Annotated in this window: 19 protein-coding genes; 2 read left to right on the top strand and 17 right to left on the bottom strand. The window is 41.1% G+C overall.

The features are described from left to right. Window positions 1-182: 182 nt before the first annotated feature. The 3 genes from CUU66_RS22295 to CUU66_RS22285 form a co-directional block, all read right to left on the bottom strand. Window positions 183-683, bottom strand: coding sequence for a DinB family protein (locus CUU66_RS22295; protein WP_101645602.1), 501 nt, complete (start codon window positions 681-683; stop codon window positions 183-185). Between the two features lie 104 nt (window positions 684-787). After that, complete coding sequence (locus CUU66_RS22290; protein ID WP_101645601.1) at window positions 788-1,318, bottom strand: YceI family protein; 531 nt, start codon at window positions 1,316-1,318, stop codon at window positions 788-790. 187 nt (window positions 1,319-1,505) lie between these two features. After that, entirely contained in the window at window positions 1,506-2,324 is an 819-nt protein-coding gene (locus tag CUU66_RS22285) for an STAS domain-containing protein (protein ID WP_180955398.1), read from the bottom strand. A 325-nt stretch (window positions 2,325-2,649) separates the two neighbouring features. On the opposite strand from CUU66_RS22285, the gene CUU66_RS22280 reads away from it, so the two are divergent. After that, entirely contained in the window at window positions 2,650-3,576 is a 927-nt protein-coding gene (locus CUU66_RS22280; protein ID WP_101645599.1) for a MerR family transcriptional regulator, read from the top strand. A 106-nt stretch (window positions 3,577-3,682) separates the two neighbouring features. On the opposite strand, the gene speD is transcribed toward CUU66_RS22280, so the two are convergent. From speD to plsY, 12 genes are all read right to left on the bottom strand, one after another. Next, window positions 3,683-4,510, bottom strand: a complete 828-nt coding sequence (gene speD, locus CUU66_RS22275; protein ID WP_101645598.1) for an adenosylmethionine decarboxylase — start codon at window positions 4,508-4,510, stop codon at window positions 3,683-3,685. 1,578 nt (window positions 4,511-6,088) lie between these two features. Further along, window positions 6,089-6,358 carry a hypothetical protein gene (locus CUU66_RS22265; RefSeq protein ID WP_101645596.1) on the bottom strand — a complete coding sequence of 90 codons (270 nt, stop codon included), beginning with the start codon at window positions 6,356-6,358 and terminating at the stop codon, window positions 6,089-6,091. A 422-nt stretch (window positions 6,359-6,780) separates the two neighbouring features. Beyond that, on the bottom strand, window positions 6,781-7,749 hold the full coding sequence (locus tag CUU66_RS22260; RefSeq protein WP_101645595.1) for a sugar phosphate isomerase/epimerase family protein: 969 nt from the start codon (window positions 7,747-7,749) through the stop codon (window positions 6,781-6,783). Beyond that, complete coding sequence (locus CUU66_RS22255) at window positions 7,746-8,816, bottom strand: Gfo/Idh/MocA family protein (protein ID WP_101645594.1); 1,071 nt, start codon at window positions 8,814-8,816, stop codon at window positions 7,746-7,748. Before CUU66_RS22255 ends, CUU66_RS22260 begins: the two co-directional genes overlap by 4 nt. A 15-nt stretch (window positions 8,817-8,831) precedes the next feature. Next, complete coding sequence (locus tag CUU66_RS22250; RefSeq protein ID WP_101645593.1) at window positions 8,832-9,872, bottom strand: Gfo/Idh/MocA family protein; 1,041 nt, start codon at window positions 9,870-9,872, stop codon at window positions 8,832-8,834. A gap of 14 nt (window positions 9,873-9,886) precedes the next feature. Next, the gene (locus tag CUU66_RS22245; protein WP_101645592.1) at window positions 9,887-10,609 is read right to left on the bottom strand and encodes a ThuA domain-containing protein; all 723 of its coding nucleotides are present in this window, start codon (window positions 10,607-10,609) and stop codon (window positions 9,887-9,889) included. Between the two features lie 18 nt (window positions 10,610-10,627). Further along, on the bottom strand, window positions 10,628-11,455 hold the full coding sequence (locus CUU66_RS22240; RefSeq protein ID WP_101645591.1) for a carbohydrate ABC transporter permease: 828 nt from the start codon (window positions 11,453-11,455) through the stop codon (window positions 10,628-10,630). Between the two features lie 76 nt (window positions 11,456-11,531). After that, window positions 11,532-12,770, bottom strand: coding sequence for a carbohydrate ABC transporter permease (locus tag CUU66_RS22235; protein WP_257968107.1), 1,239 nt, complete (start codon window positions 12,768-12,770; stop codon window positions 11,532-11,534). 215 nt (window positions 12,771-12,985) lie between these two features. Next, entirely contained in the window at window positions 12,986-14,302 is a 1,317-nt protein-coding gene (locus CUU66_RS22230) for an ABC transporter substrate-binding protein (RefSeq protein WP_101645589.1), read from the bottom strand. Between the two features lie 11 nt (window positions 14,303-14,313). Beyond that, on the bottom strand, window positions 14,314-15,321 hold the full coding sequence (locus tag CUU66_RS22225; protein WP_101645588.1) for a LacI family DNA-binding transcriptional regulator: 1,008 nt from the start codon (window positions 15,319-15,321) through the stop codon (window positions 14,314-14,316). 338 nt (window positions 15,322-15,659) lie between these two features. Then, window positions 15,660-16,085 carry a cell wall hydrolase gene (locus CUU66_RS22220; protein WP_101645587.1) on the bottom strand — a complete coding sequence of 142 codons (426 nt, stop codon included), beginning with the start codon at window positions 16,083-16,085 and terminating at the stop codon, window positions 15,660-15,662. Between the two features lie 524 nt (window positions 16,086-16,609). Next, complete coding sequence (gene plsY / locus CUU66_RS22215) at window positions 16,610-17,221, bottom strand: glycerol-3-phosphate 1-O-acyltransferase PlsY (RefSeq protein ID WP_101645586.1); 612 nt, start codon at window positions 17,219-17,221, stop codon at window positions 16,610-16,612. 393 nt (window positions 17,222-17,614) lie between these two features. Here plsY and CUU66_RS22210 point away from each other — a divergent pair, with 393 nt between their 5' ends. Continuing rightward, complete coding sequence (locus CUU66_RS22210; RefSeq protein WP_101645585.1) at window positions 17,615-18,877, top strand: MFS transporter; 1,263 nt, start codon at window positions 17,615-17,617, stop codon at window positions 18,875-18,877. A 38-nt stretch (window positions 18,878-18,915) separates the two neighbouring features. Here CUU66_RS22210 and rpiA read toward each other — a convergent pair whose 3' ends face one another. Together rpiA and CUU66_RS22200 are read right to left on the bottom strand one after the other, a co-directional pair. Further along, a complete protein-coding gene (gene rpiA, locus CUU66_RS22205; RefSeq protein WP_101645584.1) occupies window positions 18,916-19,584 on the bottom strand; it encodes a ribose-5-phosphate isomerase RpiA in 669 nt (222 codons plus the stop codon). Window positions 19,585-19,605: 21 nt separating this feature from the next. After that, window positions 19,606-19,923 (bottom strand): 2Fe-2S iron-sulfur cluster-binding protein, encoded by a 318-nt coding sequence (locus CUU66_RS22200; RefSeq protein WP_101645583.1) that lies wholly within the window; start codon window positions 19,921-19,923, stop codon window positions 19,606-19,608. Window positions 19,924-20,344 lie beyond the last annotated feature (421 nt).

Below are 20,344 nucleotides of genomic sequence, written 5' to 3'. Positions count from 1 at the left end.
AGCGGGACAGGTGAGACCCCACAGGCGAAGCCGAGGAGGCTCAGCGCCCGCCCCGCGGAAAGCGATCATCCTGTAGTGGAAATCAACCCCTTGTTCAAAAACAACAAAGTTTGCGAAAACAGCCAAATAAAAAGAATAAAAATAGAGCCTGGCGTTAATTGCCGGCTCTTTTGCTGCCTAATCTAGTCCCACTTAACTGGTTCCCATGAGCCCTGCCGCTTCCTTATAAATATGATTTGTCCGATGTGGTGAGCTGTATGCAGGTTCATGGAAGAAACGGTTTTCCACCAAGGTCTTTCAGGAGAAGGCGGGGTTAATAACATTTCCTCGTCGCACTCATGAATTGCTTCTTTCCACTCATTAAATACAGAATTCAACCGGGCGACAGCCGCCTCCCATTGTTCTTCGTTAAGCAGAGCAGGATTTTTTTCTTTAAAGAATGTAGAGTCATTGCTGAATGACTCTTTGCTGACAGGAAGTCCCATGAACTGATGCAAAAATCGTTCATTCCAAAAGATAAGATGATTTACAATGTCCCATATCGAATTTTCACCACCCCCATCACGCCAGCTGGCCTGAATTGCATTCAACCCTTTTAAGGAGTTATTCATCCCGGAAAACATTTCAATCTTTGATTGGCAGACTTCCAATTCATTCAGGAGAATCTCTTTGAGTTCAGCCATCTTGTCACCTCTTTTATGATTAATATAAAAAATTACCCCGCTTATGGATAAATAAAACAAAAAAACGGATTATTAAATGACTAATAATCCGTTACTTTTATTCATTATGCTTTCGCCGCTTGGATTTGCATTGAAATATTAATTGAATCTCCAACAAGAACTCCGCCAGTTTCTAATGCTGCATTCCATGTAAGGCCAAAATCACTGCGTTTGATTTTCCCTTCAACACTGAATCCAGCTTTTTCATTGCCCCAAGGATCTTTTCCCTGTCCTTCAAATGTTACAGTGAATGCTTCCGGTCGGGTGACTCCGTGAAGAGTAAGGTCACCAGCAACGGAATATTCATTGTCACCTGTTTTTGTAATTTCATTTGATTTAAACGTTATGGATGGGTAAGCTTCAGTATCAAAGAAATCTGCTGAACGAAGATGAACATCACGGTCATCATTACGCGTATCAATGCTCGCAGTATCAATTGTAAATTCGATATCTGCAGTAGTAAGATCCGCAGGATCTGCTTCAATTACTGCGTCGAACTTATTGAATGAACCGTTAACTTTTGCAAACATCATATGTTTTACTGAAAAATCTACGCTGCTGTGGGTTGGATCTAAAGCCCATTTAGTTTTTGCCATGATAAATATCCCCCAATTAGTATGATTTCATTTATTTTTAATTAAAGATAAATGAATATGAGATAATTATAGATTGAGAGGGGATGTATTGTCAAATGAATATTAAAACTATTTTGGAATTTTAATCACCTGCATGCTGCTCGGGTAAACAAAAGCCCCCATTCTCTTGGAATGGGGGCACTTTTACTTATAGATCTTCAATAGCCTTGCTGAGGTTGCTGTAAATTCGCACACCTCTTAAAAAGATACCATGCTCAACAAAGGATAAGCTTAGTTCTTTTCTTAATCCAGTAACCATAACATCGACACCCAGGAGATTTAGACAATCTATCAGTTTGGATAAGGTATCTATGACTACCGTATTTACCGAATAAATTCCTGAAACATCCAAAATTAAGTTTTCGTAGCGCTTACTTGTGCATGCATGCAGGGTTTCCTGTAAAAGGACTTCTGACCTTAAGTCCGTAATTTCCCCAACTAGAGGCAAAATAGCTGTAATTGGAGAAATAGGTACCAATGGAACAGAAATTTTTACATACATGTTTTCCTTTTCCTTAAGCTGCTGCTCTGTATGCTTAGTGAATGCATTGCTGAACCCATAGATCGTTAATGTTAAAATAGCATCCACTTCGGCTAATAGATCACTCAGATCCATATACGATAATCTTTGTTTTTCCCCTTGTTCCAGGATGAACGAACAGATTACTTTCTTATATAAATTACTAGACTTTATCGTTCCTCCAAGCTCGCCGCCATTTTTTATGGACAGCCACCCAACCTTTTCTCCCCAGGCAGGCGCTTCAATCTGAACTTTTTCGTCAATGAGTCCTTTAGCAACAATATGTATTAATTGTATATATAGCGGAATGGTTCCTGCTTTGATTTCCTCCTCTGTAAAACGGGCTTTATATAACGAAAACAATTCACGAAACATATGTTCTGCTAATTCTTCCGAATGATTCAGAATTAAGTCGCTGAAGGTTTGTTTCATTTCGGGTAATCTCATGTAAGTCTCTCCTAAAAATAATAATATATTACAAGATTCGCACATTATTCTGTAAGTGTAAATACGCTTAATTTGTTTTAAACACAACTAAAAACCTTGACATAACAGCAAAAACACTCCCTTTTTTGGTTTTAAGAGCCTGCTTTTATTCGCCATTAGAACTAAAATACTGCTGATATATACCCGTATTTGGTGAATCTACACTAGTTTTCAAAGCTTTTGTCACATAGCAGGAAAAAGGGATTCGTGTTGAAGAATATAGAGACATAACCAAAAAAAATAATGTTATTTGATAAATCATAATTGGGAAAGGACGAGATTTCAAATGAGTAAAAATCAGGTTTTAAAAGCATATTCTATTAAAGATGTCTCAAAGAAAATTAGTGTTCCTACAGGCACAATCAGGCAATGGGAGAAGGATTTGAACGGCCTTCTCGTAATTCCGCGATCAAGGCAGGGTGCACGGTTTTATACAGAAACCGAGATTTCCATCCTGGCTAAAATCAAAGAAATGAGAGAGAAAAATCTTAGCAAGGATATGATACGGATGCTTTTGGAGAAGCACTTTAATGAAGGTTCCGAAGCACCTTCTGAATCATTCGGAGTCCCTGCCACAGTAGAGCAGCCTCTTGTTAAGCAAGAACAAGCCCCGGCACCACAGCCAGCCCTTGATATGGAAGAATTCAAGGCTGCGCTTGATTCGTATAAGCAAAATCTGGTGCAGGAAATTAAATTAGAAATCAAAAAGAATCAGATGGAAATGCTGGAAGAAGTGAAGAATGGGATTCATGAAGGAACACTGCGCACGGTTCAGGGCCTTTCTAAGTCCATACAAAGATCCAACGAAAAAAGAAAATCCGATATGAATGCTATTACGGAAAGTATTAACGAGGCGTCAAAGCTAAATAATGAAACTGTTGCAAGCTTATCTGATTCTTTTGTGAAAAGTTCAAAAGGAACCTTCGAACAGCTTTCGAAGCAGATCTCCGAATCCTCCAGAACCGCTGCAAAAGATTATAAAAGCATGATTTATACGGCTTCGAGCACCCTGGATAAAGCCCAAAAAGACATGCTGAAAATGACCAAAACCATACAGGAAGACCAGGAAAATATCGTGGAAACCATCAACCAAAATTTCGAACAGCTCGGAAAGAGCATTATGCAGCGGGAGGATGTATTTCAAGATATGGTTACAAGTTACCGGGAAGTAGCAGCCGCCAAGAAAACCAAAAAGTGGTGGAAAGTTTTTTAACGCATATAGTTACAAAAACAAGCTGGAATAAACTTCCAGCTTGTTTACATTTTGAATTCAGAGGTGTTTTCTAATAAGCTTTTAATAGTAAATAGTTCAGTCCATGTTATTCTTCATCCATAAAGCCGTTCCGGATGTTCTTCCCATAAAAGATCTCATCCATTTCTCTATTCAACCTGCGGGTAATGGCTTGTTGATCATCTTTAGATAGCTTTTCCTTTGTATAGCCAAACAAATAATTGTCCAGATCAAAATCCTTGAGTTTACATTTCGTATGAAAAATATTTTCTTGATATACATTCACATCGATCATATCATACAAGCTTTGGACGTTAGAAGGGATGTAATTCTGTATGGAATCAATTTCATGATCTATGAAAAGCTTATGGCCTCTTATATCCCTTGTAAATCCTCTCACCCGATAATCGATCGTCATAATATCGGTATCAAAGGAATGGATCAAATAGTTTAATGCCTTCAGCGGTGAAATTTCCCCGCAGGTCGAAACATCAATATCCGCCCTAAAAGTACTGATCCCTTCATCTGGATGAAATTCAGGGTACGTATGTACAGTTATATGACTTTTATCAAGCTGGAGTACAACATTATCTGGAAGTGGACCCGGGGATTCTTCATACGATTCATTAGGCACTTCAACAACCGGACCTTCTGAAACCAGCACCGTCACACTGGCGCCTTGAGGAACATAATCCTGTTTAGCAATATTCAACACATGTGCCCCAATAATATCGGCCACTGTGGTTAAAATCTTTGTAAGCCGGTCTGCATTATACTGCTCATCGATATATTCCAAATACGCTTCGCGCTCTTCTCTCGTTTTCGTATAGCAAATATCGTACATATTAAAGCTGAGAGACTTAGTCAGATTGTTAAAGCCATGCAATTCTATTCGCTGCTGTGGTGTTAGTGACATCTGTCATTTCCCCTTGTTTACATAATTTTTCAATTCTATGTCATCAAGCTTAAATTCCCAAAATACATTTCCATGGTAATATTTACTGTTCAACCGGGAAATATACTTCCTTTTCCATATAGGGTACTAATACCCTAAATTTCGATAAAAAAACAGGAAAGGCGGAAAGTGTTGTATTGGAGTTAAAGTGGATTTAATTTGACGGGGAGTCCAAGTGACGATTATGTAGCGAACGATTTGATTTATGCAGATTGTATAAGAGGGTTTGGTTTGCATGGAGGTTGGAACAGCTGATTATTACATGAGGATGAGACACCAATTATTAGGTTGATTCCATGTTGTTATTTTTCTTGCATGGTTCCGACTTGCTCGGAACCCCTTAGCTGTTGAGCCGTATAATGTTTTCTATTATCGCTATTGGAATACATAATTCCAACTTGCTCGGGTTCATTATTGTTGCGTTACTCTGAATTCGCTCACCTTTTCTTTATATGACTAGCATACGATCCCTTTTAGATTCGATGGTTTTGACTTGCTCGGAACCCACTTAACTGTTGAGTGGTTAAATGCTCTTAACGATTATCGCTCTTTGAATACATAGTTCCACTTGCCCGGGCTCTTTATTGCTGCGTAAATCTGAATTCGCCCACATATTCTTTATATGACTAGCATACGATCCCTTTTAGATTCGATGGTTCTGACTTGCTCGGAACCCCTTTTAATTTGCTCACAAATTTTTCAAGCTTATGACAGCCCTATACTCGCATGGTTCTGACTTGACCGGAACCTCCTCTTTCTCACAAGTTTTTAATTTACGCTCACACAAATCAGTTTTTACAATGTATACAGTATACCTAAACAAACAGTTATCAAAGTATCCTTAAGAAGGCTGCATCCAACTGTTAAAATAATTCACTTCGCACGATGACTGAAGTCCATATGTCAGGCAAACTGTATAACATTTTAATCCGAGCATTTGTACGACCAAGATTACAGGAATGAAATTTTCAAATTTCATTTAGAGGGTCCATTTTTACTGGTAAACCGCTTTTTTTTGGGGCTAAACCATACTTTTGGTTCCCTTTTACTTATTCCTTTTTGCCCCCGGCTCATGGAAACCGGCTTTTTACATAAGGTTTTTGCTAAATGTAAAAGATGTAGCGTGATGCAGAAAGGTTTATGCTTAACTTTATGGGAAATATGCTTATGTTCGGAAGGTTTATGCTTATGTTTTTAGGTTTTATGCTTATGTTTATAACATTAATGCTTATCTCTTTTTATCCAATGCGTATGTATGGTGCATTATGCTTATCCAGCTGCCTTTATGCTTATCCGGCTGCTTTTATGCTTTTCTATCGGGGATTATGCTGATCGCTGAGAAATATAATACTCCAGCTAAATATTCTCGTCAGCCAGAAAAGGTTTCACAGCTGCTATTATCCTTTTCTTCCAGAGAAATATACGGACGCTGAACGAAATTCTAATTAGCATACACTTAGCTTAAATTAACAACACAATTAAAAAAGGCCAGCCCAAACTTTATCATCAGCCTGTCAAATGCTGCCTATCAAGCTGCCTTTATCCTTTTCTTTCAGAAAAATTTTCTGAAACTGAGGATATTCTACTTAGCGATGCTTCTTTTAAATAAACAACACAGTTAACGAAAGGCCAGCCGTATTTTCTCATCAGCCTGTCAAATGCTGCTATCAAACTGCCTTTATCCTTTTCTTTCAGAAAAATTTTCTGAACTGAGGATATTCTACTTAGCGATGCTTCTTTTAAATAAACAACACAGTTAACGAAAGGCCAGCCGTATTTTCTCATCAGCCTGTCAAATGCTGCTATCAAGCCGCTATCAACCTGCCTTCATACTTTTCTTCCATAGGAATGTGCTGCCGCTAAGCAAATCTAATCAGGAGACGCTTCGCGTAAATCCAGCACAAAAAAAAAATGCCAGCAAGATTGTTCATCAGCCAGTAAATGAAAATAACTAGCTGCCTTCATACTTTTCTTCCATAGAAATGTGCTGCCGCTGAGCAGAATTCTAAACAGCAGACACTTCGCTTAAATCACCACTATTAAAAAGCACCGGCGGGCTTTTCTCGACAGCCAGTACATACAGCTACCCAGCTAACCCTTAGGCATTTCTTACGAGAAACATGCTGATCCCCGAGCTTGGAAGCGCTACACTACAACCAGTACATAATAAAAGCCGCCGAGACTTTCTCTCGGCAGCCAAAGGCAGCTAACCAGCTGCCTCTTACGTATGGTTAAGCCCACCACATAGTGGATGGCTGTTCTTTTATTAAGACTGTCTGCAGATTTTGGACAGCCCGTGTAAAACCTTCTTCGATGGACATTAGCGGGTCTTCGTGTTCGATGCTTACTACATAGTCATAGCCGAAGGTGCGTAGAGCGCTCATCATATCGGACCATTCCTGGACACTGTGGCCGCAGCCAACTGAACGGAAGGACCATGCTCTTGTCTGGACGTTTCCATATGGCTGCATATCTGTCAGGCCGTACATGTTGACGTTGTCTTGGTCGATATATGTATCCTTGGCATGGAAGTGATGGATGGCATTTTCTTTGCCAAGAATTTTGATGGCAGCCACGGGGTCAATTCCCTGCCACCATAGATGGCTAGGATCAAGGTTTGCACCAATTGCCGGGCTTGTCAGCTCACGCAGCTTCAATAGGGTGTAGGGTGTATGTACAAGGAAGCCTCCATGCAGCTCCAGCCCAATTTTTATATTTTTCTTTTCTGCGTATGCTCCCCATTCTTTCCAATAAGGGACTAATTTTTCTTCCCACTGCCACGTAAGAACATCACCAAATTCGTTTGGCCAGGGAGCGACCGGCCAGTTTGGATATTTAGCGCCTTCATGGTCACCGGCAGTGCCAGAAAAACAATTGACAACGGGTACTTCCAATAATTCCGCCAGCTGTATGGTTTTTACGAAAATTTCATGTGAGTTTTTGGCAAACTCCTTGTCTGGAGAAAGCGGATTGCCGTGGCAGCTGAAAGCACTGATGCTTAGTCCTCTGTCAACCACCGCCTGTTTGTAAGCTCTCCGTTTTTCTTCACTCTCCAGAAGCTCATCCAGTGGACAATGGCTGTTCCCCGGATAATTTCCTGTTCCGATTTCAACAGAATCAAGTCCTGCCGCTTTTACATAATCAAGCATTTCTTCAAAGGTCTTTTCTGAAAATAAAACCGTAAATACACCTAATTTCATGGTAAAAGTCCACCCTCTCTGTTTTCAGTATAAACAGCCACTGCTTTTCCAGAGTCGCTGCTCTCGTAAATGGCCTCTATAATCTGGGTAACCTGCAGGGCTTCCTCGGGCTTAACAATCTGTTCAGCACGTCCCAGACATGCATCGATAAAATTTTGGGCCTGCGGGATGCTTGGATCATCTTCGCCGGGCAGCCAGGCAGCCTCACTGTTGAACAGCATTCCATGTTTCGAATAATTCAAGCTGAACGGAAATACATCCAATCCGCCCTTATCACCCGAAATGCTGACCTCTTCGATCACATCTTCTTTTATATTATTGGACCAGGAGGTCTCGAGTAATAGAGATGTTCCATTTTCAAATTTAATATATCCTGTTACGTGATCATCTACATTAAATGCAATATGATCAAATGCCCCCCATTGATTGACCTGCCCCGGGACTCTGCTTAGAGCATTATATGAAGTTCCAGTCACTTCCGTCGGAGCCGGGTTTCCAATCAGCCAAAGGGAGAGGTCCAGAAGGTGGCAGCCATAGTCGATCAAACTGCCTCCGCCCTGCAGGTCCTTATTTGTGAATACGCCCCAGCCTGGCACCTTTCTTCTTCTTAATGCTTTGACACGGACAACGAGGGGGTTACCAATATCCCCGGCGTCTACTGCCTTCTTTGCTGCAATAGATTCTTTCATGAATCGGTAATGAAATGCGATGGAAAGGACTTTTCCTGTTACTTTTGACGCCTCGATCATGGATTCGGCTTCCATTGAAGTCAATGCCATCGGTTTTTCACATAGAACATGTACTCCAGCATGCAGCGCGGCAATGGCAATTTCAGCATGATATTTATTAGGTGTACAAATGACTACAGCCTCAACTTCTCCAAACAGCTCCTGATACGAATTCATGATTTTCGGAATGTTAAACCGCCCTGCCGCTGCAGCTGCGGCATCCATATTCAGGTCGTATACCGCCTCTACTGTTACTTCTTCATTTTTTAACAGCGTTGGTATATGTCTTGCCTGGGCAATTCCTCCAGCGCCGATAATTCCTATTCGAAGTTTTGTCATAGCAGCCTCCTGCCTTTAAATCAGTTGTTTTTCTTTTAAACTGACAATCTGTTTTGTTTCAGTAGATTCAAGTGCAGCAAGGATAATGCCTAGTGATCTTTTCCCCTCGACTCCATCTACAGGTACAGGATGATTATTAGCAATACTATCTACGAAGTGCTTGATCACCTGTGAGCTGCTTTGCCCGCCTTCTTCGTTAGACTGTATTCTGCCAAGCTCATATTTTACCGTTTCTCCATTTGTATATTGAACTACCAGGGAATACTCAGGATTATCTTCTAAGCGGAAGACGGCCTTTTCACCATATATAATAGTAGAATTATCTTCTTTTCCGTATGACCAGCTGGCAGCAAGTGTGCCAATGATCCCGCTTTCTGATTTAAGGATGCAGACTGCATTGTCGTCCACTGTGCTGTTTGGTTTTGAGCTGCTTTCCACAAAGGCTGCTGCTTCCACAATTTCTTCTCCCAAAAGGTATCTGATAAGATCCGCTTTGTGTACGCCCAGATCACCCATTGCACCGATAAACGCTTCTTCTTTCTTAAAGAACCAGCTTTCCCTGCCATCTATACTCCAGCCTTCAGGTCCCGGATGCCCAAAAGCCGTTCTAAAGCTATATATCCTTCCTGCTGCACCGGATTCAATCAATTGCCGCGCTTTCACATGGGACGGAACAAATCGCTGATTGTGCCCGATCATCAATTTTTTCCCGCTTTGCTTCGCTGCTTCTATCATGGCGTCAGCTTCTTCTTTTGAAGTGGCCATTGGTTTTTCACACAGAACATGCTTTCCGGCATTTAATGCGGCTATAGAAACCGGAGCGTGAAGGTAATTCGGTGTACATACGGATATGGCATCAAGGCTCGGGTCCGCTAAAAGCTCTTCGTAATTTGTATAGGCTCTGGCTCCGTATTTCACAGCCATTTCATCAGCACGTTCTTCCACTATGTCACAGACTGCAGCAATCTCCGCGTTTTTATGCGCAGCATATTCAGGTAAATGACGGTGTCTGGCTATACTTCCGCAGCCAATTACCCCAATTTTTAAAATTGTCATATAAATAGCCTCCTTTAAGTAGCCGAAATTACTTCAAGCGGTTTTGCATTTCCATAAACAGGTCTCTTCCGGTCAACCGGTGCAGCCCACTTTACCGCATTTTGTATGACCTTCTGTACATCTTTGTTATGATATGTAGGATATGTTTCATGTCCCGGACGGAAGTAAAAGATTTTTCCGTTGCCGCGTTTAAACGTACAGCCGCTGCGGAATACTTCTCCGCCTTCGAACCAGCTCACAAAAACCAGTTCATCAGGAGTTGGGATATCAAAGTGTTCACCGTACATTTCTTCTCTTTCCAGCTCAATGTACTCGCCTAGTCCTTCTGCAATTGGATGGCTCAGGTCTACTACCCAGATTCGTTCCTTCTCATCGGCTTCGCGCCACTTTAAATCACATGAGGTCCCCATAAGCTTTTTAAAGACCTTAGAGAAATGTCCTGAATGGAGAACAATTAATCCCATTCCGTCCAACACTCTCTGTGTGACTCTTTGAACGATTTCATCCTCTACCTGATCATGTGCAATATGTCCCCACCATAGAAGAACATCTGTGTTCTCCAATACTTCGCGGGTTAGTCCATGTTCAGCTTCATCGAGGGTTGCTGTCTTGATGTTATAATCTTCTTTTTGCACAAAGGAGGCAATCGCTCCATGAATACCTTCTGGATATAATTCTCTAACTCTCTCATCTTTCTTTTCATGCTGATTTTCATTCCAGATCGTAACGTTCAACATAGGCTTTTATCTCCTTTTCTATTCTTTTACGGACCCAGAGGTTAATCCGGAAACAATCCGTCTTTGGAAAACCAGCACCATGATAACAAGCGGTACAGTAACGACTACTGTGGCTGCTGCTATCTCGCCCCATGGAATGGTAAACTGACCCTGGAACATCGCGATCCCGATCGGCACTGTCTTGTACTTTTCTTCCGTATTAATAGTAAGCGCAAACAGAAACTCATTCCACGCTGCAATAAATACAAGTATGGCTGTAGTAAACATTCCAGGCACAGCAAGCGGCATAATGACCTTCCAATATGTCTGCATTAAGGTAGCGCCATCAATTTTCGCTGCTTCCTCCAAATCGGATGGAATCTTCCTGAAAAATGTAACTAGAAGCCAGATGGAAAGCGGCAGTGTAAAGGTAGTATATGGAATAATCAACCCAAGATATGAGTTTGTTAGTCCTAGATTTTTCAAGAAAATATAAATGGGTGATATGGTTGCAATCTGCGGAAACATGGTTACTGATAGTACAAGACCTAATATAAAGGTTTTTCCTCTGAAGTCCAGTCTTGCAATCGCATAAGCTGCAAATGACGCAACAGTGACAGTATAAACTGTTGTAATGGTAGCCACAACTGCACTATTCCATAGATACCTTAGAAAAGGATAATCTACGAAAACTGAAACATAGCTTTTAAAAGTAGGATGATTCGTATAAGGTGTAAATGCCTTATCTCCGAACAGCTCCGTTAATGGCTTAATTGAGCTGATTAGCATCCACAGAAAAGGAAACATAACGAATAATACAAAGACTACTAGAAAAACATAAAAAAGGGGGCCGGCTTTTTTCTTCATTTTCTCACTCCTTAAGACAATTTAGTCATAAGCACCAGGTAGCAATCTGCGAAATTAGCAGAAACGCCCAATATACCTAATTGCCCCTTCCATCATTTAAAAGATCTTTCCCTAAAAACTTAATGTACAGCATGGAAATAATAGCTACACAGATAAACACGATTACTGCTAACGCAGATCCTTCCCCAAAGTTGGTTTGTGAGAACATGACCTTATAAGCAAGAATGGAGATTGTTTCGGTACTGTTCGCCGGACCTCCGCCTGTAAGTACATAAATTAAATCAAAAACCCTGAAAGCATCAAGTGTACGGAATAACAACGCTACTAGAATGCTTGATTTTAGCAGAGGAAGAGTAATTGTTGTGAACTGCTTCCATCTTCCTGCTCCATCAATAGCAGATGCTTCATATAGGGAAGAAGGTATCGTCTGCAGGCCTGCAAGGATCAACAGGGCCATATAAGGCGTTGTTTTCCAGACATCTGTAAAAATGACGGCAAACATAGCGCCCGTGTCAGTAACCAAGAGGTTACTCATCTTATTTATAAGTCCCACATCTTCGAAGATTTTAGCAATGATACCATTTTGTCCGTCATATAAGAATTTCCACATCAATGCCGAAACGGCAGTTGGGATTGCCCACGGAATCAGGATGCTTGCACGGATCAATCCTCTTCCAAAGAATGCTTTATTGATTAACAAAGCGATAGCAAGTCCAAGAATCAACTCTGCAGCAACAGATATAATGGTAAAAGTCATCGTATTGCCTAGCGCCTTCCACATTCTCGTATCGCCAAAATTATCTTTATAATGTTTAAGTCCGATAAAATTAGGCTTTATAATTGAATCTTTCAGGCCTGATGCAAGACCGATAATTTTATCTTCTTGAGAAAGCTTTGTTTCTTTAGCTGCTTTCTTAAGTGATGTCAATATAGAATCTGTTGTTTTTAGGTAATCCTCTGCAATATCCCGGTCAACTTCAACCATTCGGATGTCTGTTCCCGGCTGTTCAAAATTCATCAGCTTATCGTTCACAGCATCATATTGGGATTTAACCTCTCCATCCTTTTGGAGCTTATCATCAATCGCTTTCAGCTCGGATTTTGCAGCTTCCAATTGTTCCGCAGCATTTCCTTCTCTGATCTCATTATCAAGAGCAGTGACTAGAAAAGGATAGTTGTTAAGATATCTTTCTAGATCCACATTGTAGCTTAAATGAACCTCAGACTTAGTTGGGTTATTTAAGCGTAAATCAAAAAGACTGAAATAAAAGGACTGCAAGACCGGCCAAACCGCAACTAGGAAAATAAGGATCATGGCTGGAGCAATAAGGAGATATCCTGCTTTGCCTTCACTAAAAGCTTTCTTTTGTTTAGGTTCTTTTCTTAATGTTGTGAGCTGAGGATTTTTCTTGCCTAACTCGAGATCATTTTGTCCGTTAATCCCACCGTTTTTCATTTTTACACCCGCCTTTAATGTAAAAAAATGGATTAGCCTTCAATTGTAGAAGGCTAACCAATTCCAGCCATACCTTATGATTTTAATTTCTCTTTCATTTCTTTTTCCATATTTTGGACAGCTTGTTCAACGGTTTCTTGGCCAGCTATCGCCTTGGAAACGTGAATTTGGATAATTTCTGAAATTTCCGGATAGTTTGGAGCTACTGGACGAGAAACAGCTGCAGAAAGGCCATCCTGGAATCCTTTATCAGCAAATGTCGGATTAGCTTTTAAGATTTCTTGATCTTCATAAAGCTTTAGGATAGTAGGTGCATGGCCGCCATAGATCGCGTCAATTTTTTGTCCTTCTGCACCAGCCATAAATTTAAGGAATTCCCAAGCTTCCTTAGGATGCTTAGAATTTTTATTGATACCAGCCATCCAGCCTCCAAGAGCTGCAGCAGACCCTTTGTCACCTGCAGGAAGCGGAGCTACGCCTACCTTGCCGGCAATTTTAGATTTTTCTTTGTCATTTGCACTAGCATATTCATATGGCCAGTTACGAACAAAAGCAGCCTGACCTTCGATATAAGCTTGGTCTGTTTCAGTTTCAGCAAATGTTGTTACATTGCCTGGAACCACATCAGATTTAGCAATTTCAACTAATTTCTTCAATCCTTTAATGGTTTCCGGGCTATTGACTGCTACCTCGTTCTTGTCATTGATGAACTGTCCGCCGTAAGCTGATACAAATTCAACAGCATTACAAACTAACCCTTCATACTGTTTAGCCTGCATAATGTAACCGAATTTTGTTCCGCCTTGACCTTTTTTAGCTTTTGCCTGTGCAAGTAGGTCATCCCATGTCTTAGGAACTTCATCTTCTTTTACAAGATCTTTTCGATAGAAAAGAAGTCCGGCATCAACGAATTTAGGAAGTGCCCATTGTTTTCCATTAAATTGGGCTGCACCTAAGGCACCCTGGTTGTATTCATTAAGATCTATTCCATCCTGCTGGATAAAACGATCAAGCGGCAATACATAGTCAGCCTGAGCAAACTCTGCCGGCCAGATTACGTCCATATCGATTACATCGATTTCAGCTGATTTCGCATTGAATGCAGTTACATAGGCATCATGCTGCTGGCCTGTATCTGCCGGCATTTCCCTGAATTTAATATCGATATTTTTATGGGACTTTTCAAAAGCCTCCACCATTTTTTCGGTGCCCTTTGTAACATCCTTACCACGAGCATAGATAAGAGTTACCTTTTCACCCTTACCGCCTTCGGTTTTCTTATCTTTCGTATTCTCACTGCTGCTACTGCTGCTTGAGTCACTGCAGGCAGCCAGGGCAAGCGATAATGTAGCGAAAACGGCAAGTAATTTAGTCTTTTTAGATTTCTTCATTTTGGAACCCCCTAATTAAATGAAAATCGATTTGTAGAATCTCTTACAATTAATTCAAAAGGTAATAGGATCTCTTGGTATGATAATTCTCGTTTATGTAATATTACCTCAATCATCGTCTCCATTGCCCTCGTCCCCATCTGCTTGATCGGCTGGGCAATCGTTGTTAAACCCGGCTCAATAATACTGGCAATGGGCTGATCGTCAAAACCGACGATGGCTAAATCTCCTGGAACATGAATGTTTTGCTTTTTAGCTTCCATGATCATTCCAGTGGCAACCTGATCACTGCCTGTAAACACTGCATCCGGCCTTTCGGACAGTTTTGTTAAATAGTTCAGAGCCCCCCTGCCATCTTCAATATCATAGACATTTCGGATAATCCAGGATTTGTTCATAGGCAGACTGTGTTCCTTAAGTGCCTGCCGGAAACCATCCTCCCTTTCCAGAGCAACACTGCTTTTTTTTTCGCCATATGAATAGGCTATTTTTCTGCATCCTTGTTCGATAAGATGACGGGTAGCTCGATAGGCGGCTTCCGTATTATTCATGCGAACAGCCGGCACATTAACCACCTGACTGTATTCATTGCAAAGGACAATCGGGCCGTATTGTGTGAATTCGGTTATAATTTCCCAGTCATTTTCACTTGAAGTAAGAATTAGTCCGTCTACCTGCTTGGTCTTTAGCAAGCTTAAAAAATTCAATTCTTTTTCTCTGTCATACCGTGTCTGGCAGACTAGCAATTGCAGGTTATTCTCTGTAGCTACAGTATCCATCGCCTCTAAGAGATAAGCAAAAAAAGGATTTGTCAGTACCGGGACTAAAATGGCGATGGTATCCGTTTTTTGGTTGCGCAGCCGCTGGGCCGTTGAATTAGGGACGTAGTTTAAACGTTCCATTGCATCACGCACGAGCCGCTTTTTTTCTTCGGTAACATTTGGATGGTTATTTAAGACCCTTGATACCGTTGCACGAGACAGCCCAGCCATTTTGGCTACATCTGCAATCGTCGTCAATTGATATCCCCCTTTTCCCTCCCTTTTTTATAGTATGTAAACGATTTCAAAAATCACTTACAAGTCTAATGTACTTCACATTGAAATCGATTTCAATACATTTTTGAAAATTCATACGAATTTGACTATACAAGTGTTTTTCATCGTTTTATTTCGAGTTATTTTGACAAAAAGGGTTAGGAATTTAATGCTCCAGTTCTAAAATGGGGCTCGGGCAATTTTATGGGGTTGTCCAAACTGTTGAGGCCAAAAGTATTTCGGTTAGAACATTCGATTTTTCAAGCATCTTCTATTTCAGAGAAAAAAACAGACAGCAATGTGCCGCCTGTTTTGATTCATTAGAATTGATATATATTTTCGCAGGTTTCACCTGTCGGCTGGTAAAAGCAATGCAGTTTATAACGTCCGACAAGCGGCTGGTTATACCATGTTGGAGGACAATTCCCCGGCGGCCTGAAATACCAGAGAGAATATTTGGAGGGCCATATCCGCTCACCAGCAAGTGACCTGCGTGCAAGACGTCTTTCTTTTTCACGGGCTCTTTGATAAAAATATCCTTTTTGTACTGCCTCAAATGCATGTTCTTGATAAACCATCTGCGGGACCGTGCGAAGTCCTTTAAAATCGGAGCAGTTTGCCCGAATCCGGTTAATTCCTACATTTCCAACCATCAGCATTCCTTGCTGACCTTCCCCTTCTGCTTCAGCTCTCAGCAATCTTGCCAAGAGATTAAGATCTGCAGTTGTGTGCTGAACTACTGGCATAGCTTCACCTCATTGTGCGTTTACCTATATCATATTGAGTATCCAATGCAGATGACACAAACTTTTACTAAAGCGGACCCTTCTTCATATTTTCCACTTGTTTTTATAAATGTCCTTAAGTATGCCAATAGTCATAACCAACAAACATAGCAAACCCAGCATGGAGCTAAAAAATAAAATACCAGGACCGTCCCTAAAAACCATCGATATAAATAAAACAAGCACTGATAATAAAACGAGAAATACTTCTAAAATCATAGCAATTATAAAGAAAATGGTATATGGCACGACAATTGATCTATGATTTACATGCTTTAACGTTAAGCCTTCCCATCCTAATTGTGTTAATTTACTTACGTTGTGCAGCGTAACCACTCCGATACTTTAGTCTTATTAGCTTATAGTACTAACAGTATGTTCAAGACTTTTTATTCTTACCGAAAGAAGAGGAAATTTTTATCATACGGACTAAAATTAACCATAATAAAGGACTGCCCTTGAAATCTAGCAGCCCTGTTTACGCATTATTTCTTTTTATGAAGTTGATCTTTATAGATATTTTTATCATTGATTTTAGGTTCTATCCCTTTTATAAAATTCATTATATTAGTGCGGTGCAAGAACAGCATAAACGGAATAAAGAGCGCAAAAAGATAGGTGTACTCTATTTTTTCCTGAAAGAAGGAGAATAGAAATAGAACAGGAGCAATCGCTAGAGATCCTGCGGCTACATATTTGGTCCACCCAATAACAATAAAAAAGATTCCAAATGTAATCAAACAAAGAATAGGATCTGCGACAAGCAGGACTCCGGCTGTCGTTGCTACAGCTTTTCCACCCCTGAAGCCAGCAAAAATCGGAAAGCAGTGGCCGAATACTGCCGCTGCACCGGCATATAAAGGATCCAGTGGAACCTCAAGCCAAATAGGTAGTAAACAAGCTAGCACCCCTTTAAAGATATCCCCTGCGAGAACGACTGCACCTGCTTTTTTACCTAAAAGGCGAATGCTATTAGTGGCACCTAGATTTCCGCTCCCATAATCCCGGATATCCGCTCCATAATAAATTCTGCCAACCACTAAAGCAAATGGAATGGAACCAAGCAGATATCCAACAAATAATAGAACGCTCTCCATACGCAATCCTCCAAGGTTTATTAAAAAACATTCACTTTATGAGTCTTTACTCTAGGAGGCATCAAGTTAAATGGACTTAGACATAATCGTACAAACCTTCGATTATGTATATGCTAAGGAAGGTATATTTAGCTATTAAATATCTATATGAAGGTCCTCTTATTATTTCGCATTTGCCTGCAGGATCTCCATTTCCCCCCCTTTCCTAACAGGAATTCTCACGACTTCTCTCTCGCTCAATCATCGTTTTGACCATTAAGATTGATCGTAAATTACGTTAGAAAAATTAGAAAGTATTTATTTTTTCGTTTATTCAAATATTTTTCTCCACAATTCTTACCATTTAGATATAATGGTAATTTGGTAGGAGTTTTTAACAAAGGGGTTTTATTAATGAACATAATGTCATTTCACCGGACGATTAAGATCCGCCTTGCGGAGTCGTTTCTGGGTTCAATGATCGGAAGCATGATTTTCCCGTTTATGGCAATCTATTTGTCCCATTATTTTGGCACAAAAAACGCTGGACTTTTACTCCTCATAAACGTTTTTGTCGGGATTATCATTAATTTTTATGGAGGCTATTTCTCTGACCAGTTTGGCCGGAAAAAGATTATCGTTTTTGCCGAAAGCTTGCGCTTCCTTGCCTTTTTTACGATGATGTTATCGAATTCACCTTGGTTTCATGCGCCGCTTCTGACGTTTTTCATGATGACAGTAAACAGCATCTGCTGGGGACTTGCCGGGCCCGCTGGCCAGGCGATGCTGATGGATGTAAGCAGGCCGGAAGAACGGAAGGCAATGTATTCCATTCTGTATTGGGCTAATAATCTATCCATTGCTCTTGGAGGCGTATTGGGAGGATTCTTGTTTAAGAACTATCTTTTTGAGCTGCTCATCGCCCTTACATGCACATCCCTTTTAACCTGGATGCTTATTACCTTCTTTATTGATGAAAGCTTTTCGCCTGTTAAAAGCGCAGACGTTTCACTGAAAGGGCAGGCTATTAAAATGTTTTCTACATACCGTGAAGTGTTCAATGACCGTGTTTTTATTCTTTATGTTTTGGCGGGACTCTTGGTGTTATCGATGGAATTTCAGCTTACCAGCTACATAAGTATCCGGCTGGCGGATGAACTGGGCGAGCAGAATATTTTCGGGATCAAGTTTGGGGGAGTTGAAATGACTGGTTTCCTTCGGACGGAAAATACAATTCTTGTGGTGTTCCTTGCGTTATTTGCGGCTAATCTGGCTGGAAAATGGGAAGATCGCAAAGTTCTTCTTTACAGCTGTTTAATTTTTGTAACGGGATATTCAGTTATTTCGTATTCAAATAATATCTGGCTTCTCTTTACAGGCATGCTGATGGCGACTATTGCAGAAGTAGTAAGAGTGCCTGTTCAGCAAAACTATATGGCTTCTCTGCCGCCTGAACACGCGAGGAGCTCTTATATGGCGGTAGCGGGGCTGACATTCAATGTAGCGATGCTGATTTGTTCGTTAACGGTGACACTTAGTGCTTTCTTATCGAGTTTCGCGATTTCCATTTTTATTACAGGTATAGGGGTCATCGGCATTCTCATCTTTATTTTGATCCTTCCGGAACTTGATGGGCGTACCAAAGCTGCTGCATTGGAGACAGCGAAAGAAGCTTAATGAATGGCCAGGCTGGGTCGTATTTTTGCCCAGCCTTTTTAGGTTTCCAGGACCGCTGCTTTTCCCGAATGATCCACTGTGATGATCTGGTCCGCAAGGCCTGCAAATAACCCATTTTCCACTACCCCGGGAATTCGGTTAAGTTTCATTTGAAGATCATTCGGTTCTATGATTTCGCTGAAGCTGCAATCCAGGATGAAGTTGCCATTATCAGTAATGAAAGGCTTATTATCCTTCATCCGCAGGCGGGTGGTGCAGCCTAAACCCTTAACATGAATCTCGGTCAGTTCCCTTGCAAACGGAATGATTTCGACAGGAAGATTGACATGGGTTAAGTCTGTTACAAATTTACCAGGGTCAGCTACAACGATGAAACGGTCCGCTGCGAGGGCGATCATTTTTTCTCGCAATAAAGCCCCGCCTCCCCCTTTAATAAGGGTAAAATGTGAATCAATCGCATCTGCACCATCAATAGCCACGTCGATTTTCCCCGCTTCCCCGCTATTAACCAGTGGAATACCTAAATGTCTTGCAATCCGTTCAGTCTCAATTGATGTAGGGACTCCTTTGATATTCAGCCCCTGCTTGACTCTTTCAGCCAGCCTCACTAATGTAAAATAGACGGTTGAGCCAGTCCCAAGTCCCAAAACCATTCCTTCTTCCACGAAATCAACCGCCTTTTCCCCTGCCAATCGTTTACTTTCCAATGTGCCTCTCCCCTTTATTCATTACTCTTCCGGTCTTGGTCCTGCTTCCAGTCCGCTGTTTTCAATGGTTTTTATGGGGCGTACCGTTATATCCCCAATCACCCGGAGCTGGCAGGATAACCTCAAATGATCATCAATTGAAGGCTCAATCACCTTCAATTCTTTTTCATTAAGATCGCTAAATTCACCATCAAGAACCTCTACCCTGCATGTTGTGCACTTTGCCTTCCCGCCGCAGCGGTGAAGAATATGGACGCCATTGTCCTCTAATGCCAATACAAGTTTTTTCCCTTCTTCTACCTCAAAATCCCCGTATCCATACACTGTAACTCTTGGCATCTTCATACCCCTTTTAAAAATTAATGTGGATATTATATCCTTCCCTTTTCAGAGGGTTTATAAAATAGGAGATGTTCAATTTATTATATAAGCCACACTCAAGATTCAAAATCAGTAGAAAGCTCACCCCAAACGGTTACTCAGCTTTACACAAAAGAAGCTCCTCTGAAACATCCGCCGGAGAAGTCCTCATCTTTGTTTGAGGCCAGTTACATGTGCTGATATAGGATGGTTCATGTTCTTTCATTCATTGCAATATTGAAGGTTGATACATGTCCGTACCTAATGGAGCATACCGGCTTTAATTATAAAAGGCTGTTTTCGCAAACTTTGTTGTTATTGAACAAGGAGGTAGATTTCCACTACAGGATGCTCGCTTTCCGCGGGGCGGGCGCTGAGCCTCCTCGGCTTCGCCTGTGGG

The organism is Peribacillus deserti (genome assembly GCF_002863585.1).
Lineage (GTDB): Bacteria > Bacillota > Bacilli > Bacillales > DSM-1321 > Paraperibacillus > Paraperibacillus deserti_A.
Note: the sequence above shows the minus strand (reverse complement) of the source record. Positions and strands in the feature narration are given on the sequence as shown.

Bases quoted from the DNA above. Each gene is read 5' to 3' on its own strand.
- CUU66_RS22285 (WP_180955398.1), bottom strand. From the start codon at position 2,324: ATGAGATTACCCGAAATGAAACAAACCTTCAGCGACTTAATTCTGAAT.
- CUU66_RS22220 (WP_101645587.1), bottom strand. From the start codon at position 16,085: ATGCCAGTAGTTCAGCACACAACTGCAGATCTTAATCTCTTGGCAAGA.
- CUU66_RS22260 (WP_101645595.1), bottom strand. From the start codon at position 7,749: ATGAAATTAGGTGTATTTACGGTTTTATTTTCAGAAAAGACCTTTGAA.
- CUU66_RS22200 (WP_101645583.1), bottom strand. From the start codon at position 19,923: ATGCCAAGAGTTACAGTGTATGGATACGGGGATTTTGAGGTAGAAGAA.
- CUU66_RS22230 (WP_101645589.1), bottom strand. From the start codon at position 14,302: ATGAAGAAATCTAAAAAGACTAAATTACTTGCCGTTTTCGCTACATTA.
- CUU66_RS22210 (WP_101645585.1), top strand. From the start codon at position 17,615: ATGAACATAATGTCATTTCACCGGACGATTAAGATCCGCCTTGCGGAG.
- CUU66_RS22280 (WP_101645599.1), top strand. From the start codon at position 2,650: ATGAGTAAAAATCAGGTTTTAAAAGCATATTCTATTAAAGATGTCTCA.
- CUU66_RS22290 (WP_101645601.1), bottom strand. From the start codon at position 1,318: ATGGCAAAAACTAAATGGGCTTTAGATCCAACCCACAGCAGCGTAGAT.
- plsY (WP_101645586.1), bottom strand. From the start codon at position 17,221: ATGGAGAGCGTTCTATTATTTGTTGGATATCTGCTTGGTTCCATTCCA.
- CUU66_RS22250 (WP_101645593.1), bottom strand. From the start codon at position 9,872: ATGACAATTTTAAAAATTGGGGTAATTGGCTGCGGAAGTATAGCCAGA.
- CUU66_RS22235 (WP_257968107.1), bottom strand. From the start codon at position 12,770: ATGATCCTTATTTTCCTAGTTGCGGTTTGGCCGGTCTTGCAGTCCTTT.
- CUU66_RS22240 (WP_101645591.1), bottom strand. From the start codon at position 11,455: ATGAAGAAAAAAGCCGGCCCCCTTTTTTATGTTTTTCTAGTAGTCTTT.
- speD (WP_101645598.1), bottom strand. From the start codon at position 4,510: ATGTCACTAACACCACAGCAGCGAATAGAATTGCATGGCTTTAACAAT.
- CUU66_RS22255 (WP_101645594.1), bottom strand. From the start codon at position 8,816: ATGACAAAACTTCGAATAGGAATTATCGGCGCTGGAGGAATTGCCCAG.
- CUU66_RS22245 (WP_101645592.1), bottom strand. From the start codon at position 10,609: ATGTTGAACGTTACGATCTGGAATGAAAATCAGCATGAAAAGAAAGAT.
- CUU66_RS22295 (WP_101645602.1), bottom strand. From the start codon at position 683: ATGGCTGAACTCAAAGAGATTCTCCTGAATGAATTGGAAGTCTGCCAA.